The organism is Paractinoplanes toevensis (assembly GCF_018332695.1).
GTDB classification, from domain to species: domain Bacteria; phylum Actinomycetota; class Actinomycetes; order Mycobacteriales; family Micromonosporaceae; genus Actinoplanes; species Actinoplanes toevensis.
This window is the reverse complement of the sequence record NZ_BOQN01000051.1, coordinates 83,073-100,066: the sequence shown is the minus strand read 5'-3', so window position 1 is coordinate 100,066 and position 16,994 is coordinate 83,073. Positions and strand designations below refer to the sequence as shown.

The 16,994-nt window shown below is 74.2% G+C and carries 12 protein-coding genes and 1 pseudogene; 5 read left to right on the top strand and 8 right to left on the bottom strand.

Features of this window, described 5'->3' with window-relative positions:
* Positions 1-9: 9 nt before the first annotated feature.
* From Ato02nite_RS19460 to Ato02nite_RS19440, 5 genes are read right to left on the bottom strand one after another with little or no spacing between them, the layout of a single operon-like run.
* Complete coding sequence (locus Ato02nite_RS19460; RefSeq protein WP_213008046.1) at positions 10-1,035, bottom strand: acyl-CoA dehydrogenase family protein; 1,026 nt, start codon at positions 1,033-1,035, stop codon at positions 10-12.
* Positions 1,032-2,015: an acyl-CoA dehydrogenase family protein gene (locus tag Ato02nite_RS19455; protein ID WP_213007988.1), complete on the bottom strand. Its 984-nt coding sequence runs from the start codon at positions 2,013-2,015 to the stop codon at positions 1,032-1,034. Before Ato02nite_RS19455 ends, Ato02nite_RS19460 begins: the two co-directional genes overlap by 4 nt.
* Positions 2,012-3,097, bottom strand: coding sequence for an acyl-CoA dehydrogenase family protein (locus Ato02nite_RS19450; RefSeq protein ID WP_213007987.1), 1,086 nt, complete (start codon positions 3,095-3,097; stop codon positions 2,012-2,014). The genes Ato02nite_RS19455 and Ato02nite_RS19450 overlap by 4 nt, the downstream gene beginning before the upstream one ends.
* Positions 3,094-3,930 (bottom strand): enoyl-CoA hydratase, encoded by an 837-nt coding sequence (locus Ato02nite_RS19445; protein ID WP_213007986.1) that lies wholly within the window; start codon positions 3,928-3,930, stop codon positions 3,094-3,096. The genes Ato02nite_RS19450 and Ato02nite_RS19445 overlap by 4 nt, the downstream gene beginning before the upstream one ends.
* Entirely contained in the window at positions 3,923-5,440 is a 1,518-nt protein-coding gene (locus Ato02nite_RS19440; RefSeq protein ID WP_213007985.1) for a FadD3 family acyl-CoA ligase, read from the bottom strand. The genes Ato02nite_RS19445 and Ato02nite_RS19440 overlap by 8 nt, the downstream gene beginning before the upstream one ends.
* Before the next feature lie 50 nt (positions 5,441-5,490).
* On the opposite strand from Ato02nite_RS19440, the gene Ato02nite_RS19435 reads away from it, so the two are divergent.
* The 3 genes and pseudogenes from Ato02nite_RS19435 to Ato02nite_RS51680 form a co-directional block, all read left to right on the top strand.
* Positions 5,491-6,681 carry an acyl-CoA dehydrogenase family protein gene (locus Ato02nite_RS19435; RefSeq protein WP_213007984.1) on the top strand — a complete coding sequence of 397 codons (1,191 nt, stop codon included), beginning with the start codon at positions 5,491-5,493 and terminating at the stop codon, positions 6,679-6,681.
* The gene (locus tag Ato02nite_RS19430; protein ID WP_213007983.1) at positions 6,678-7,466 is read left to right on the top strand and encodes an SDR family oxidoreductase; all 789 of its coding nucleotides are present in this window, start codon (positions 6,678-6,680) and stop codon (positions 7,464-7,466) included. Before Ato02nite_RS19435 ends, Ato02nite_RS19430 begins: the two co-directional genes overlap by 4 nt.
* Positions 7,373-10,654 (top strand): annotated as a pseudogene (locus Ato02nite_RS51680) (alpha-(1->3)-arabinofuranosyltransferase domain-containing protein); the annotation flags it as partial. The gene Ato02nite_RS19430 and the pseudogene Ato02nite_RS51680, both read left to right, overlap by 94 nt.
* 896 nt (positions 10,655-11,550) lie before the next feature.
* On the opposite strand, the gene Ato02nite_RS19425 reads toward Ato02nite_RS51680, so the two are convergent.
* Positions 11,551-12,831: an acyltransferase family protein gene (locus Ato02nite_RS19425; protein WP_213007982.1), complete on the bottom strand. Its 1,281-nt coding sequence runs from the start codon at positions 12,829-12,831 to the stop codon at positions 11,551-11,553.
* Between the two features lie 74 nt (positions 12,832-12,905).
* On the opposite strand from Ato02nite_RS19425, the gene pgfA reads away from it, so the two are divergent.
* Together pgfA and Ato02nite_RS19415 are read left to right on the top strand one after the other, a co-directional pair.
* A complete protein-coding gene (gene pgfA, locus Ato02nite_RS19420) occupies positions 12,906-13,952 on the top strand; it encodes a cell envelope lipid trafficking protein PgfA (RefSeq protein WP_213007981.1) in 1,047 nt (348 codons plus the stop codon).
* Positions 13,949-15,103: a glycosyltransferase family 4 protein gene (locus Ato02nite_RS19415; protein ID WP_438873057.1), complete on the top strand. Its 1,155-nt coding sequence runs from the start codon at positions 13,949-13,951 to the stop codon at positions 15,101-15,103. Before pgfA ends, Ato02nite_RS19415 begins: the two co-directional genes overlap by 4 nt.
* On the opposite strand, the gene Ato02nite_RS19410 is transcribed toward Ato02nite_RS19415, so the two are convergent.
* The gene (locus tag Ato02nite_RS19410) at positions 15,088-15,291 is read right to left on the bottom strand and encodes a hypothetical protein (RefSeq protein WP_213007980.1); all 204 of its coding nucleotides are present in this window, start codon (positions 15,289-15,291) and stop codon (positions 15,088-15,090) included. The two genes, Ato02nite_RS19415 and Ato02nite_RS19410, sit on opposite strands and share 16 nt — an antisense overlap.
* Positions 15,288-16,994, bottom strand: coding sequence for an MmpA family trehalose lipid delivery protein (locus Ato02nite_RS19405; protein WP_438873056.1), 1,707 nt, complete (start codon positions 16,992-16,994; stop codon positions 15,288-15,290). Before Ato02nite_RS19405 ends, Ato02nite_RS19410 begins: the two co-directional genes overlap by 4 nt.

Genomic DNA, 16,994 nt, shown 5'->3' with positions numbered 1-16,994 from the left:
CGGCCGGCCTCAGGTGGGCAGCAGCGTCGCCGCGAGCCGGTCGAGATGGGCGGCGGGGGCACCGAAGAGTTGGGCGTCGGCGTAGGCCCGGCGCAGGTAGAGGTGGGCGTCGTGTTCCCAGGTGATGGCCAGGCCGCCGTGCATCTGGACCATTTCCGCGGCTATCGCCTGCAGGGCCTCCGAGCAGTACACCTTGGCCATCGCGGCCAGGGTCGGGGCGTCCTCGGAGCCGGCCACCAGGGCCTCGGCCGCGGTCCAGGACGCCGTGGTCGCCGCCTCCAGGCGTAGGTAGGCCTCGGCCAGGCGGTGCTGCAGCACCTGGAAGGAGCCGATCGGGCGGCCGAACTGGACTCGCTGTTGCACGTACTCGTGGGTGGCCGCGAAGGCGTGGGCCGCCGCACCGACCTGTTCGGCACTCAGCGCCACATAGGCCAGATCGCCCAGCCACGGCCGGAGGTCGCCGTCGCCGATCTTCGTGGCGCGTGCGCCGTCCAGCCGCACCGTGGCGAGCCGCCGGGTCGTATCCAGGACGTCCGCGGGTCGCACGGTCACCCCGGGTGCGGCCGCGTCCACCTCGTACAGGCCGGCGTCCGTCGGCACCAGGAGGATCTCGGCGCTCTCGGCGTCGAGCACCTGATGGGCTTCGCCGACGAGGCTGCCATCGGCGACCGGGTCGCCGGACCAGACCAGTGTGGCTATCCGGTCGCCGGCGCAGATGCCGGGCAGCAGGCGCTCGCAGGCCTCCGTGTCGCCGGTGCGCAGCAGGGCCTGGGTGGCCAGTACGCCGCAGCCCAGCATCGGGCCGGGGGTCAGGGAGCGGCCCCACTCGGTCAGCACCACGTGCTGCTCGAGCAGGGTGGCGCCGGCGCCACCGAAGGCCTCGGGGACGGCCAGCCCGGCTACCCCGATCTCCTTGCACAGCCGCTGCCAGAGGCCGGCGTCGTAGCCGGCCGGCTGCTCGACGGCCGCTCGGGTGGGGTAGCCGGACAGCAGGCCGCGGACCGCGTCGCGCAGTGCCCGGTGTTCCTCGGTCAGTTCCATCCGGCCTCCTTGGTCAGCTCTGCCATCACCCGGGCGCGGTGCTCGGCCGGGGTTCCCCAGGAGAGGCTGAGCACCCGCACCTTCGTCAGCCAGCGCCCGAGGCCGTGCTCCTGCGTGTAGCCGATCGCGCCGTGCACCTGCAGTGCCGCTCGCGCGGCCCGGCCGGCGGCGTCCGAGCAGGCGACCTTCGCGGCCGAGAGGTCCCGGGTGGACAGCGTGACGGCGGCCGCGTGGACCAGTGGCCGGGCGAACTCCAGCCCGACCGCGACATCGGCCAGCCGCTGCTGGACGGCCTGGAAGCTGCCGATCGGCCGGCCGAACTGGACCCGGGTGCGCGCGTGCTCCACCGAGGCCTCCAGCAGGGCCCGGCCGGCGCCGAGAAGTTGCGCGGAGCAGACCAGCGCACCGAGGTCGAGGGCGCGATCGACGGCCGGGCAGCTGTCCATCGGCCCGGCGGGGGACACCTCGTAGAGCCGTCTCGTGCGATCCATCGAGGAATGGGCGGCGCCGATGCGGGCCGGGCCGACCGTGTCCCGATCGGCGAGCAGCACGAGGTCCGCGGCGCACGCGTCGGCCGCGAACGGCAACCAGGGTGGTGCGGCCAGGGTCGCCAGGGCCTGCCCGGCGGCCAGCGCGGGCAACAACCGGCCGGCGTCGAGGGTTGCGGCGCCGAGGGCGGCCAACAGGGTGGGGACGGCCGCGAGGGTTTCCGCGGCCGGGCCGGGCACGGCGTGGTGGCCCAGTTCCTCGGCGGCGATGACCAGATCGGCCGGGGTGGCTTCCAGGCCGCCCCGGCGGGCCGGGATCGCGAGCGCGGTGACGCCCAGGTCGGCCAGCCGCGACCAGAGCCGCCGGCCGGGCGCGTAGTCGCCGTCGGCCCAGCTGTCCGCCACCGCCGGCACCCCGGCCGCGGACAGCATGTCGTGCAGGGTGGCCGCGAAGCCGGCCTGCTCCGGCGACGGGACGAGTCTCATCGGGGCAGCCCCAGCACCCGCTGGGCGACGAGGCCGCGCTGGATCTCGTTGGTGCCCGCGTAGATCGGGCCGGCCAGGGCGAACAGGTAGCCGCCGGCCCAGTCGGCGTCCACCTCGGCGTGCGGGCCGAGCACGTCCAGGGCGGTCTCGTGCAGGGTGACGTCCAGCTCGGACCAGAACAGCTTGGTGAGGCCGGCCTCGGTGGTGGGGGCGTCGAGGGCGGCGAAGGCGTGCAGCCGGTAGGCCTGGGCGCCGATCCACACGTCCACCACCCGGTCTCGCGAGGCGGCGTCGCCCTGTTCCTGCCACAGATCGACCAGCCGCCGGGCCGCCGCCACGAACCGGCCGGGGGCCCGCAACGTCAGGCCGCGCTCGTGCCCGGCGGTGCTCATCGCCACCCGCCAGCCGTCGCCGGGCGAGCCGATCACGTCGGCGTCGGGGACGAACACGTCGTCGAGGAAGATCTCGGCGAAGCCCGGACGGCCGTCCAGCTGCCGGATCGGCCGCACGGTCACGCCGGGCGCGCGCAGGTCGAACATCAGGTAGGTGAGGCCGCGATGCCGGTCGGCCCCGGGGTCGCTGCGGAACAGCCCGAACGCGCGGTCGGCGACGGCGGCCCGGCTGCTCCACGTCTTCTGCCCGGACAGCCGCCAGCCGCCCTCGGTGCGGTGGGCGCGGGAGCGGATGGCGGCGAGGTCGCTGCCCGCCTCCGGCTCGGACCAGGCCTGCGCCCACACCTCGTCGGCCCGGGCCATCGGCGGCAGGATCCGGTCGCACTGCTCCGGCGTGCCGTGCGCCAGCAGGGTCGGGGCCAGCAGGAACAGGCCGTTCTGGCCGATCCGCATCGGGCCGCGGGCGGCGTGGTACTCCTCCTCGAACAGCAGCGTGTGCAGCGGAGGGGCGGCCCGGCCGCCGTACCGTTCGGGCCAGGAGACCACCGCGAGGCCGGCGGCGGCGAGCCGGCGCTCCCAGGCGCGGTGCGCGGCTTCGTCCTCGAGGGCGACGGCCGGGACGTTGGCCGCGAGCCAGGCACGCACCTCGTCCCGGAAGGCCAGCGCGCCCGGGTCCAGGTCGAGGTTCACGACGCGGACCTCTTCATCGCGGCCGGGTCCAGGCCGGCCAGCGGGTTGCCGGTGACCTCGGCGTTGTGGGCGTGGGCGACGTGGTGCAGGCCGAAGACCGCGTCCATCCCGGCGCGCATGCCCATCAGGTCCTCGCACTGGTTCAGCGCGCGTTTGGCCAGGGCCAGGCCGAACGGCGGCATCGCCGCCACGCGCTCGGCGAGCGCGAAACCCGCGGATTCCAGCTCGGCGCGCGGCACCACGCGATTGACCATGCCGATCTCGTACGCCCTTCGCGCGCCGAAGCGGTCGCCGGTGAACAGCACCTCGCGGGCGAACCTCGGCCCCAGCGCCCACGGGTGCGCGAAGTACTCGACGCCGGGGATTCCCATGCGCAGCACCGGATCGGCGAAGAAGGCGTCCTCGGCGGCGACGATCAGGTCGCACACCCAGGCCAGCATGAGACCGCCGGCGATGCACGCGCCCTGCACCATCGCGATCGACGGTTTCGGGATCTCCCGCCACCGCCGGCACATGCTCAGATAGACCTCGACCTCGCGGGCGTAGCGGCGGTCGGCGCCCGCCCGGCCGGTGTGGTCCCACCAGATCGCGGCGCGCCGGGGGAACTCGGTGTCCGCGTCGCGTTCGGGGGTGCCGATGTCGTGGCCGGCCGAGAAGTGGTCGCCCGCCCCGGCCAGGACGATCACCCGCACCTCGTCGTCGTCCACCGCCCGCGTGAACGCGTCGTCCAGTGCGTACGTCATGGCGGAGTTCTGCGCGTTGCGGTAGCGCGGCCGGTTCATCGTGACCACCGCGAGCGGGCCCCGCCGCTCGTAACGCACCTCGTCAGCCATCGGCCGCCTCCGCCCGCAGCAGGTATTTGAGAACCTTGCCCGAGGCGTTGTGCGGCAGCTCGGCCCGCAGCTCGACGCTGCGCGGCACCTTGTAGCCGGCCAGCCGGCCCCGGCAGAACTCGATCACTTCCGGCTCGGTGACGGTCCGGCCGGAACGGCAGACGACGTAGGCCTTGCCGACCTCGCCGAGCCGCGGGTCGGGCACCCCGATCACCGCGGACTCGGCCACCTCGGGCAGCCGGGCCAGGGCGCGTTCCACCTCGGCCGGGTACACGTTGAAGCCGCCGCAGATGTACATGTCCTTGAGGCGGTCGGTGATGGTCAGGTAGCCGTGCTCGTCGAGCCGGCCGATGTCGCCGGTGTGCAGCCAGCCGTCGGCGTCGATCGCGGCGGCGGTGCCGGCCGGGTCGTCGAGGTAGCCGAGCATCGTGTTGGGCCCGCGCAGCAGCACCTCGCCGCCGGGCTCGGCGATCCGGACCTCGAAGCCGGCCGCGGCCCGCCCGCAGGTCTCGGCCACCACCCGCGCGTCGTCGCCGGGCCGGCACATGGTGGCCACCACCGCCTCGGTCAGCCCGTAGGCGGTGAGCACGTCGGCGCCGAGCTCCTTGCGCATCCGCTCGACCAGGGCGGGCGGCACGGTCGCCGCCCCGGTCACCGCGAGGCGCAGGCTGGACAGGTCGAACCGGCCGGCCTCGGGATGGTCCATCAGGCTGGTGTAGAGGGTGGGCGGGCCGGGCAGCACGGTGATGTGCTCGGCCGCGATCAGCGCCATCGTGCGGGGCACGTCGAAGACCGCCTGCGGCACGATCGTGGCGCCACTGACCAAGCAGGCCAGGATGCCCGCCTTGAGGCCGAAGCTGTGGAAGAACGGGTTGACCACCAGGTAGCGGTCGTCGGGGGTGAGCCCGGCGATGCCGGCCCAGGCGGTGGCCACCGCGAGGGACTGCCGGTGCGCGCTCATCACGCCCCGGCTGCGCCCGGTGGTGCCCGAGGTGAAGAGGATGTCGCTCAGATCGTCGGGCGTCACCGCGGCGGCCCGGGCGTCGGCCTCCGCCTCGGCGATCGCGTCGCCGCCGGCCAGGAACTCGTCCCACTGCGACGGCACCCGCAGGACCATGCCGGGGAGGCGGCCGGCGCCGTCGGCGGCCCGTAGCGTGGCGAGCCGGTCGACGCCGAGGAAGACGTCGGTCACCACGAGGCCGCGCGCGCCGCTGCGGTGGATGATGTCGAGCGCCTCGACGCCGGTGAACCGGGTGTTCACCGGCACCAGGGTGACGCCCGCGTAGCTCGCGCCGAGCGCGGCGAGCACCCAGTGCGCCGAGTTCGGCGCCCAGAGCGCGAGCCGGTCGCCCGGTCGCAGGCCACCGGCGATCAGCGCCCGCGCCACCCGGCGCACCTCGGCGAACAGCTCCTCGTAGGTCAGCCGGACACCGCCCGGCTCGACCAGGGCCGGCACCGGGCCGAACGCGCGGGCCGCGCCGACAACGGCCGCCGGGACGGTCGACGTCATCGCGGACCTCCTGCCCACGCGCATGGTCAACCAAGCAAGTGCTTGGTAGGGTGAGCCTACCCACGGAGCGGGAGGCCACGCCAGTGGACGATGACCAGGAGTTCAGGCGCGAGATCCGGGACTGGCTCGCCGCGAACGTGACCGACGAGCTGCGCGGCGCCGGCGGTGCGGGCCGGGAGAACGAAGCGTTCGAGCAGCGCCGCGATTTCGCCCGCCGGCTGGCCGCGGCCGGTTGGTCCACGCTGGCCTGGCCGGTCGAGCACGGCGGGCAGGGTGCGTCGCTGGCCCGGCAGGTCATCTTCCACGAGGAATACGCGAGGTCGGGCGCCCCCGGCCGGGTCGACCACATCGGCCTCACCATGGTCGGGCCCACCCTGATCGGCCTGGGCAGCGACCGGCAGCGCAAACGTTTCCTGCCCGGCATCGCCGCGGCCACCGAGCTGTGGTGCCAGGGCTACTCCGAGCCCGGCGCCGGATCCGACCTGGCCGCCGTCACCACCCGGGCCCGGCTCGACGGCGCCCAGTGGGTGATCACCGGGCAGAAGGTGTGGACCTCGCTCGCGCACGTGGCCGACTGGTGCTTCATGCTGGTCCGCACCGCGCCCGTGCCGGCCGGTGCCTCCCGGCACGCCGGCCTGTCCTACCTGCTCGTGCCGATGCGCCAAGCCGGCGTCACGGTCCGGCCGATCCGCCAGCTCACCGGCGACAGCGAGTTCAACGAGGTCTTCTTCGACGAGGCCCGCACCGAGCGCGACCTGGTGGTCGGCGAGCCCGGCCAGGGCTGGCGGGTCGCGATGGCGACGCTCGGCTTCGAGCGCGGCGCGGCCACGGTCGGCCAGCAGGTCGGTTTCCAGCGCGACCTCGACGACCTGGTGACGCTGGCCCGGCGCACCGGCGCGGCCGACGACCCGGCCGTGCGCGAGCGGCTGACCCGGGCCTGGATCGACCTGACCGTGCTGCGCGCCCACACCCTGCGCGTGCTGGCCGCGCCGCCCGCGACCGGCACCGCCACGGTCATCAAGCTGCTCTGGTCGCGGTGGCGGCAGGGGCTCGGCGACCTGGCCATGACCGTGCTCGGCCCGCGCGGCATCGCCCCCGCGCCGGGCGACGACGAGGCCGACCGGTGGCGGCGGCTGTTCCTGTTCAGCCGGGCCGACACCATCTACGGCGGCTCCAACGAGATCCAGCGCGGCATCCTCGCCGAGCGCGTCCTCGGCCTGCCCCGCCAGGACCGCCGGTGACCGCCGCGCTCGTGCCGCGGCCGCCGGGCGGGCACGGCCTGCTGGCCGGCAAGGTTGTCGTGGTCACGGCGGCGGCCGGCACCGGCATCGGCGCCGCGATCGCCGAGCGCTGCCTCGCCGAGGGGGCCGAGGTCGTCCTGAGCGACAGCCACGAGCGGCGTCTCGACGCGTCCGCCGCGCGCCTGACGGAGGCGTACCCGGATAAGGTTTTGACCGTGGTCTGTGATGTCACCGACGAGGACTCGGTGCGTGGGCTGGTGGCGGGGGCGACCGCGAAGTTCGGGCGGATCGACGTCATGATCAACAATGCCGGGCTGGGCGGGAACCGCGCGGTCACCGAGATGACCGACGACGAATGGGGGCGGGTCCTCGACGTCACGCTGACCGGGACGTTCCGCTGCACGCGGGCCGTGCTGGGGCAGATGATCGCGCAGGGTGGCGGCGGTGCGGTGGTCAACAACGCGTCCGTGCTCGGCTGGCGCGCCCAGGCCGGGCAGGCGCACTACGCCGCGGCGAAGGCGGGCGTCATGGCGTTCACCCGATGCGTCGCGATGGACGTGGCCCGGCACGGCATCCGGGTCAACGCGGTCGCGCCGAGCATCGCCGAGCACCCCTACCTCAGCAAGGTGATCAGCGAGTCGGAGTTGGCGGCGCTCGCCCGGCAGGAGGCGTTCGGGCGGGCCGCGCAGCCGTGGGAAGTGGCGACCGTGGTGGCGTTCCTGGCCAGCGACTACGCGTCCTACCTCACCGGCGAGGTGATCTCCGTGAGCAGTCGGCACCCGTGACCGGTCCGGTGGTGTGGCGGCTGCGTGTGGTCACCTGCTGCGTGCTGCTGACCGCGCTGTCGTTCTGGCAGCAGCCCGGCCGGATCGTGCCGGACACCAAAGTGGACCTGGTGGTCGCGCCCGGCGCGTGGCTGGCCCGGTCGCTGCACGCCTGGGACCCGGCCGGCAACTTCGGGCAGATGCAGAACCAGGCGTACGGGTACCTCTGGCCGATGGGGCCGTTCTTCGCGGTCGGCAAGCTGCTCGGGTTACCCGAGTGGGCCGTGCAGCGGGCGTGGTGGGCGCTGCTGCTCTGCGTCGCGTTCACCGGGGTGGTGGTGCTGGCCGGGCGCCTCGGCATCGGTACGCCCGCGGCCCGGCTCGCCGGTGGGCTGATCTTCGCGCTCTCGCCGCGCATCCTCAGCGAGATCGGTGCCGTCTCGGTCGAGGCGTGGCCGGGTGCGGTGGCGCCCTGGGTGCTGATTCCGCTGGTCGGCCCGCTCGCCCGGCGTGCGCCGGTGCGGGCCGTGGCGCTCTCCGCCCTCGCCGTGGCCACGGCGGGCGGTGTCAACGCCACGGCCGTGCTCGCGGTGCTGCCGCTGCCCGTGCTGTGGCTGCTTGCCGTGCGGCGTTCGCCGGCCCTGACGGCGGGCTGGGGAGTCGCGGTCTTCGGCGCCACGGCCTGGTGGGTGGTGCCGTTGCTGGTGCTCGGCCGGTACAGCCCGCCGTTCCTCTCCTACATCGAGACCGCCGCCACCACGACCAGCACCACTGATGTGGTCAGCACCGTGCGGGGCGCGTCGCACTGGCTCGCCTATCTGGGCGGGGCCTACGGGCCGGGGTGGCCGGCGGGCTGGCGGCTGGCGGTAGAGCCGGCGCTGGTGGTCGCCACCATGGTGCTGGCTGGGCTCGGGATCGCCGGTCTCGCTCGACGTGGGATGCCGCATCGGCGGTTCCTCATCGCCGGTGCGCTCCTCGGCGTGGCGCTGGTCGGGCTCGGCCATCTGTCCGCGGTGGCCGGGACCGGCGCGGGTGCCCTGCACGCCTGGCTCGACGCGGGCGGGGCGCCGCTGCGCAACCTGCACAAGTTCGACGTGCTGGTGCGGTTGCCCTTGGTGCTCGGGCTGGTCCACCTCATCGGCGTCGCCCTGCGGGCGGCGGCCGCTCGCCGCCGGCTCGCCTATGTGCGAGCCGGTGTGCTTGCCGTCGCGGCCGGCACCGCACTGGTGGTCGCGGCCGGGCCGGCGCTGTCCGGCGGGCTTCCGGGGTCGGGCACTTTTCCCGAAGTGCCACCCTATTGGCGTACGGCGGCGGCCTGGCTCGACGCGCACGCCGGCGCCGGGCGGACGCTGGTCGTGCCGGGTGCCCGCTTCCCGAGCTATCTGTGGGGCGCGCCCGGCGACGAGATGGTCCAGCCGTTGCTCAGCACCGGATGGGCCGTGCGCAACTCCAACCCGCTGGTGCCGCCCGCCACCGTGCGGCTGCTCGACACCGTCGAATCCGTGCTCGCCGCCGGCCAAGGCTCACCCGGCCTGGCCGCCCTGCTGGCCCGTTCCGGCGTGCGGTACCTGCTGGTCCGCGCCGACCTGGACACCGGCCGCACCGACTCGCTGCGGCAACTCACCGTGCGGGCCGCGCTGGACGGCTCGGCCGGGCTGCGCTCGGTCGCCACGTTCGGGCCGTCGGTCGGTGGGCAGGCGGCCGGCTTCCACGTGGACCGAGGGCTGGACATCCCGGTGCCGGCGCTCGAGGTCTTCCAGGTCGCCGACGCCGCCGGGCCGGTGGGCGCATACGACCTCGCCGACGTGCGGACCGTGGTGGGCGGGCCGGAGTCGCTGCTCGAACTCGCCGACGCCGGGCAGCTGAGCGCGGCGCCCACCGTGTTCGCCGCCGACCAGCCGGCCGGGCTGCACACCGGCGGGACGGTCGTCACCGACGGGCAGCGCCGCCGGGAGGTCACGTTCGGGCAGGCCCGGGACAACGCGTCGGCCACCATGACCGCCGGCGAACCGTGGCGGCTCGCCCAGCCCGCGCACGACTACACCGCCGAGGACGGGACCCGCTGGCAGACCGTTGCCCGCTACCTCGGCGTCCAGGGCGTGACCGCGTCCAGCTCCTATGGCCAGGCACTGGTACTGACCGGCAACCGGCCGGAACACCTGCCGTTCGCGGCGATCGACGGCGATCCGGCGACGTCCTGGCGGTCGGCGCCCGGCACCGCCGCGGTGGGGCAGTGGCTCAGCGTGGCGCTCGACCGGCCCCGCCGGATCGACCGGGTGCGGATCAGCTTCGACCTCGGCGCCGACGCCGTCCCCACCCGGATCGTGGTGCGGGCCGGCAACGAGCGGCACGAGGTCGACGTCGGCAACGGGGCGGTGACCGTGCCGCTCGACGGATGGTTCGCGGTCGGCTCGGTCACCGTCGAGGTGGTGGCGGTCTGGAGCGTACGGGTCGGCTACGGCGGCGTCGGCATCGCCGAGCTGTCCCTTCCCGGCGTATCGGCGCAGCGCACGCTGATCCTGCCCGGCTCCTCGCCGAGCGCCGTCACTCCGGTCGCGATGTCGACCCGGGTGGCCGCGCCCGCCGTCCTGCTCAGCATGGCTCCGTCGGTGCCGTCCTGCTTCTTCCTCGACGGGCTGCCCTACTGTGCCGCCGCGGCCTCGCGCGGATCGGAGGACGGCACCGTCCTCGACCGCATGGTGCCCTGGTCGCTGCCCGGCGACTACACCGTCCGGCTGTGGGCGCGGCCGCGGGCCGGACCGGCCGTCGACGGCGCCCTCGACCGGGCGATAGCCGGACCGGACACGCCGTGGGTCACGGCCTCCTCGACCGGGGTCGCCGATCCCGCCGCGCGGGCCGGGGCGGTGGTCGACGGCTACACCGACACCGTCTGGTACGCGGGCGACGAGGACCGCACGCCGTGGCTGCGCCTCGACTGGGCGTTCCCGCGCACGCTCACCCGCCTGCGCATCACGGTCCCCGCCCGGGCCGCCGCGGCCCACCCGTGGGCCGTCACGGTGCTGACCGACTCCGGTTCGCGCTCCGGCAGCCTGGACGCCGGCGGCTGGCTCGACCTCGACCCGCCGGTGCGCACCGACGACCTGACCATCCTGTTCGGCGGCACCTCCGACGCGACGTCGTTCGACCCGTACGGCAACCGCTTCGAACGTCTCCCGGTCGGCGTCGGCGAGCTCACCGTGCTTTCCGCCGACGGCCAGTCCGGTCCGGCCGGGGGGCCGGAGACCGTGGTCCGCCTGCCGTGCGGCAGCGGCCCGACCCTGGACATCGGCGGCCGGAAGATCCGGACGTCGTTCACCGCGACCGTGTCCGACCTGCTCGAACGCCGCGAGCTGCCGATGCGCTTGTGCGAGACCGACCGGGTCCGCCCGGCGGGCTCGGTGCGCGTGGTGGCCACCGGCAGCGCCGCCGCCGAGCCGACCCGCCTCGCGCTGCTGCCCGCCGCGACCGGGACCGCGACGGCGCCGATCGACAGCGTCCTCTCCGTCGACCGCTGGGACCCGGACACGCGGCGGGTGACGCTGGCGCCGTGGGCGTCGCCGCGGGTCCTGGTGCTGCGGGAGAACACCAATGCCGGTTGGCGGGCCCGGATCGGCGACCGAACGCTGCGCCCGATCGTCGTCGACGGCTGGCAGCAGGGCTGGATCGTGCCGGCCGGCCTGGCCGGCATCGCGACCATCTCGTTCGGCCCGGACCGGATCTACCGCGCCGGCCTGATCGGCGGCGCACTCCTGGCTGCCGCCGTCCTGCTGGCCGCCCTGCCGTTCGGCCGGCGGAGGACCGCCCCGCCCGGCGGGGCGGGCACCGTCTCAGCACGTCGTTCACCACGCCGGCGTGGCATCCCGCTTGTCCTGCTGGGTGGGCTCTTCCTGGTCGTGGCCGGTGGCTATGCCGCAGCGGCCGTGGCCCTGCTCGGCAGCCTGGCGTTGGTGGTGCTTCCGACGGTGGCGCGCACCGCGCCCGCCGAGAAGCAGCGCGCGTTCCGCCGAGCCGTGCTGCGCGTCGAGCGATGGGCCCCGGTCGCCCTCTTCGCGTTCGCCTGCCTCCTGTCGCTGCGCGCGCCCTTTCCACACTCCGCGCCAGGCCCTCAGCTGGCCGGGCTGGCGGCGCTCGCCTCGCTCTGGCTCGGCACCCTGCCGTCGGCCCGACGCCCGGCCGGCGCCTCCGCATCGCCTGCCTCGAGCGGGGTCGGCTCGGGCGAGGAAGTCGCTGCCGGGGTCGGCTCGGGTGGGCCTGCGGGGGAGCGGGGCTGAGCGAACCGGTGGCGGCCGAGCTGCTGCAGGGGCTGCTCCAGGCCGTACCAGCTCAGGGTGGCCAGGATCAGCCCTCCGCCGACGACGAGGGCGTAGGTGCGCAGGGCGCCGGCCAGGGTCTCCGAGGTCATGTTCGGGTGGACGAGGACCAGCACCAGCGGGTGCCACAGGAACAGGCCGTAGGAGACCATCCCCAACCAGCGGGCGAGCGGGCCGGAGAGCGACGACCGGAGCAGCCCGGGGCCGGCGAAGGCGACCGGCACCACGATCGCGACCGACACCGCCAGGAACAGCACCATCTTGGCCGCGAACTCGCCCGGCGTCGGCTCGTTGAGGTCGCGTGGGCCGGTCAGCGGCGTCGACGCGACGACGAACAGCCCGGCCGCGAGGGCCCAGCAGGTCAGCGGTGCCCCGGCGACCGGGGTCAGCACGGACCGCGCGCCGGTCGACACTCCTACGTGGACGGTGGCGAGCACCATCCCGCCGGCGAACCACGCCGCGAACCCGGGGAACCACATGGTGTGCAGACCCATGTCGAGCAGCCCGGCGGTCATCGCGATCAGCCACCCGCCGGTGATGACCGCTCCGCCCGCGCACAGCAGCGCGATCGTGCGCCGTGGCCGCCAGACCGAGCCCAGCGCGAGCACCGCGAACAGCGGCAACAGCAGGTAGAAGACGGCCTCGACGGACAGGCTCCAGGTGTGCCCGAGCGCGTCGCGGATGTGCCCGCGATCGTAGAACTGGGTGAACGTCGCGTACCGCAACCAGTCGCTCCCCGGCACTCCGATGTTGCCCGGCGCGACCAGCAGGCACACCGCCACGGTCAGCCAGTACGCGGGCAGGATCCGCAGGGCGCGCCGCCACAGGTAGCCGCCGGTCCGCGGCCGGACCCCGCCGTGTGCGACCGCCCACGCGAACGGTCGGAACAGCAGGAACCCGGAGAGCACGAAGAAGACCGCGACCCCGACGTCGAGCCGGACGACCAGGCCGCCCCACTGCCCGGCGCCCCAGCCGGTGGCGAATCCGACGTGGACACCGGCCACGGCAGCGGCGCCCGCGGCGCGGAGCGCGTCGAGGGCGGGCAGTCGTGGCGGTGCGGTTGCTTCGGAAGACATCGTTCCCCCAGGCTTTCGCCGGCGGTTACGCGGCAGTAGATTGTAACAAGTTCTACCTCGGAGGAGGTACTCCCATGCGGCGGTTCGCCGGTGCGGTGCTCTTCGGTCTCGGGCTGCTGTGCGTCGTCGCCGCGGCGGCTCTCGCCTGGCTGATAGTTCCCGGGCTCAAACAATATCCGTACGATTTGAAGCCACCAGATGTCGTGGTCACCGCGCCGAATGCCAGCTTCGTCAGTGCGCGCCTGTTGCCGAACGGCACCCCGCAGGTCGGCATCGAGCACGGCACGCTGCGCAATACGACCGGCATCAAGCCCGATTTCAAGGCCGCCGCCGGCCTGACCGGCGACCTCGCCGAAAAGACCCTGATATGGAACGTGTATCAGGCGACCGACTGGGTCGAGGAGAACGTGCCGATCAACCGCGCCGAGGGCCGCATCGCGCTCGACCGGAAGACCGGCGCCGCGGTCGCGTGGAAGGGTCAGTGCCACAACGACGTCAAGATCGACAAGCCGGACACGAGCGTCTGCGAGCCGGGCAACATCGCATACGCCGGGCAGCTCTACCTCTTCCCGTTCGGCACCGGGAAGAAGACGTACCAGTACTTCGACGGCACGCTGGAGAAGGCGCTGCCGATGCAGTACAGCGGCACCGAGACCGTCGCCGGCCTGAGCACGTACGTCTTCCAGCAGACCGTGCCCCAGCAGGACCTCGACGTCGACGCGGAGACCATGGCCGGCCTGATCGGCATGATCGCACCGGGGGCGAAGTCCGCGACGATGAACTATCAGGCCGCCCGCACGCTCTGGGTGGAGCCGATGACCGGTGCCATCGTGGCCTACCGCGAGCAGCAGCACCGCCAGCTCGTGCCGGCCGGCGAAACCCCCATCCCGATCCTCGACGCGAGCTTCCAGTACGACAAGGCCACCGCCGACGCCATCATCGGCCAGACCAAGGACGGCCGCTCCCAGCTGCTGCTGTACGGCCGCACCCTGCCGATCGTCCTGCTGATCGCCGGAATTCTGGCCGCCGTCGCCGGACTGCTGATCACCCGCCGGGCCGCGAAACCGGGGCCGCCGGCCGCGCACCGCGCCCCGGAACCCGAAGCCGTGCCGCAAGGCTGACCGCCGCCGCCGTGCCGCACATCCTGTTCCTCAACTGGCGGGACACCCGCAACCCGGAGAGCGGCGGCTCCGAGGTCTACACCGAGCGGATCGCGGCCGAACTGGTGGCGCGCGGCCACCGGGTCACGCTGCTGTGCGCGAAACACGCCGGATCGCCGGCCGAGCAGGTGCTGCCCACCGACGTCCACGTGCTGCGCCGCGGCGGGCGGCACACGGTCTACCTGCGGGCGGCGCTCACCTACCTGGCCGGCCGGTGTCGCCTGGGGCGGCTGGCGCCCGGCGCGCGCGGCCGCCCCGACCTCATCGTCGACGTCTGCAACGGGGTGCCGTTCCTGTCCCCGCTCTATGCCCGGTGCCCCACCCTCGTCGTGATCCATCACGTGCACCGGGAGCAGTGGCCGGTGGTGTTCGGCGGCGTGAAGGCGCGTTTCGGCTGGTGGCTCGAGTCGCGGGTGGCACCTCGCGTCTACCGGCGGTGCCGCTACGTCACGGTGTCCACGGCCACCCGCGACGAGCTGGCGGAACTGGGCGTGGCCCCGGCCCGGATCTCGCTGATCCACAACGCACTCGCCGGCCCGAAGTGTGCTTCGGTGCCGCGGTCCGCGTACCCGAGCCTGGTTGTTCTCGGTCGTCTGATGCCGCACAAGCGGGTCGAATTCGCGCTGGACGCCCTCGCCGCGATCGCCCCCGAACAGCCCGGCCTGCGGCTGGTGATCGCCGGCCGCGGCTACTGGGAGCCGCGGCTGCGCGAGTACGCCACCCGGCTCGGCATCGCGGCCCGCACCGACTTCGCCGGCTACGTCAGCGAGCACCGCAAGCACGAACTGCTCAGCCTCGGCTGGGTGGTGCTGGTTCCGTCGCTCAAGGAAGGGTGGGGACTGACCATCCTGGAGGCGGCCGCGCACGGCACACCGGCGGTCGCGTTCCGCAGCGCGGGTGGGGTGTGCGACGCGATCCGGGACGGCGTCACCGGGCTCCTCGCCGACGATCCCGCCGACTTCGTCGCGAAGATCCGGTGGTTGCTCACCGATGAGAAGGCACGGCAGCAGATGGGCACGGCCGCCGGTGCGTACGCGGAAAGCTTCACCTGGGCCGCCGCCGGAGAACGGATGGCGGCCCTGGTCGACGAAGCCGGTCAGCGAGCGCCGTAGAAGTTCGGCGGTTCGTTCGGGTCGGCGGCCGCTTTCCCGCCGGTGCCGCCGGCGTTCGCCTGGTCGGCCATCTCGGTCGCCACGTCACCGGCGGTCGGGTTGAGCACGGCCATCGCGGCCGCGACACCGGCCACGGCGAGCAGAGCGCCCACCGCCGCACCGACGATCAGAGTCTTGAACGTGGTCATCGTGGTCTCCTCCTTGTCGTTGCGCGCCGCCAGCCGGCACCGGCGACAACCGAGCCGGCCAGCAGATAGCCGGCCAGCCCCGCCACCGGGTCCCGGCCCGCCGCGCGATATCCGGGATTGCGATAGAGCGTGAGTTCCGTTCCCCGGTAGACCTCGGTCAGCCCGGCCGGCCGGTCGCCGCCGCCTCCCTGGGCGAGAACCCACCGGATCGTCTCGTCGGCGGCCGGTCCGCCCACGGCCAGCCGGTCCCGCACCGCGGCCGCCGCCCGGCTCTCCCCCCGGATCACCAGGACGCCCGGCCGCAGATCCACCGCCAGCCGGTCGTCGACCACCACCGGCGCCGGCAGATAGCGGCTCGCCGGGTCGTAGACGGCCGCCCCCGGATTCCACGGATAGGACCGATAGGCGGACATCGGCAGCGACAGCAGCGGTCCCGGATCGGCGGCCACCGCGTCGGCGACGGCCGCCCACTCCGCCGGATATTCGACCGGCCGCAACTTGCCACCGGCTCCCCAGGCCAGATCGGGCAGCGTCACCACCGGCAGCAGCGCGAAGCCGACCAGCACGAGACCGCCGGCCGGCACCCGATCGGCGATCCGCTCGGCCCCCAGCGAAACACAAAGGACCAGGCCGAGGGCGTACGGGATGAGGAACTTCTGCCCGTCCCGGAACAACCCGGCTCCCGGCAGCAGGTCGACGGCCGTGCCCAGCGCGCCGGACGTGCCCGGCAGGATGCCGGCCGCGCCCAGCAGCAGACTTCCGCCGGCGAGCCAGGCCAGCCGGGTCGCGGTACCGTCCGCCCACCGGTTGCGCAACCGCCCGAGACCCAACGCCGCCACCGCGAGCAGCCCGAGCGTGACCAGCGGAACGAGCGGCCCGGTGCGGCTGCCCGGCACGGCGTCCGCGTTCCAGATACCGCCGGTCCCGGCCAGCGCGACCAGCGGGCCGCCCCAGTTCTCGGCGCGGGCGGCGAACGCGGCCACCGCCCGTGAGTCGGACACCAGCGGGGTCGTCGCAACGGCAGCGGCCACCAGCCAGGGCGCGTTCAGCGCGGCAACCGCAAGCGCCACGACCACACCCCGCCTCCGAAGCCCGGGCCGCCCGTCCGGCCGGGCCAGGACGAGCGTCGTGGCCAGCGCGAGCAGGCCGCCGGTCGGAGTTATCGAAGCGCAGGCGGCGGCCAGGACGACTCGAGGGCCCGCTCCCGGGTGGCCCAGCCGGACGTCGCGTGCGGCCCGGACCAGCCACGGCATCGCGGCGTAGCAGATGAGCAGACCCCACTGGCCGATCAACAGGCGCTCGGCGAGGAACGGCGTCCAGGCGTACCCGATCGCCGCGACCACCCGGGTGAGGTCGCGCCTCGCCGGAACCAGCCGGCCGGCGCCGATCGCCGCCGCCGCGAGCAGGCCGGCCAGCGCGACCCGCTGGGCCAGCCAGCCCGGCAGGATCAGCGCGGACAGGCCGACCAGGGCGTCCTGCGGCACGGCCCGGGGCAGCGTGCCGGACGGGACGAGAAGGTCCCAGCGCAGCGGCTGCCGGGGAACGAAGACCATGTCGTAGCGCAGGACGTACCCGGCGCGGGCCAGCGGGGCCAGCACTGCCACCACGACCACCGCGGCGCAGCCGTAGAGCAGCAGCCGGGAACGCTCCACATCGGATTGCGGGACGGTTACCCTGTCGGCACTCAGCGACGGTGGAGGCAT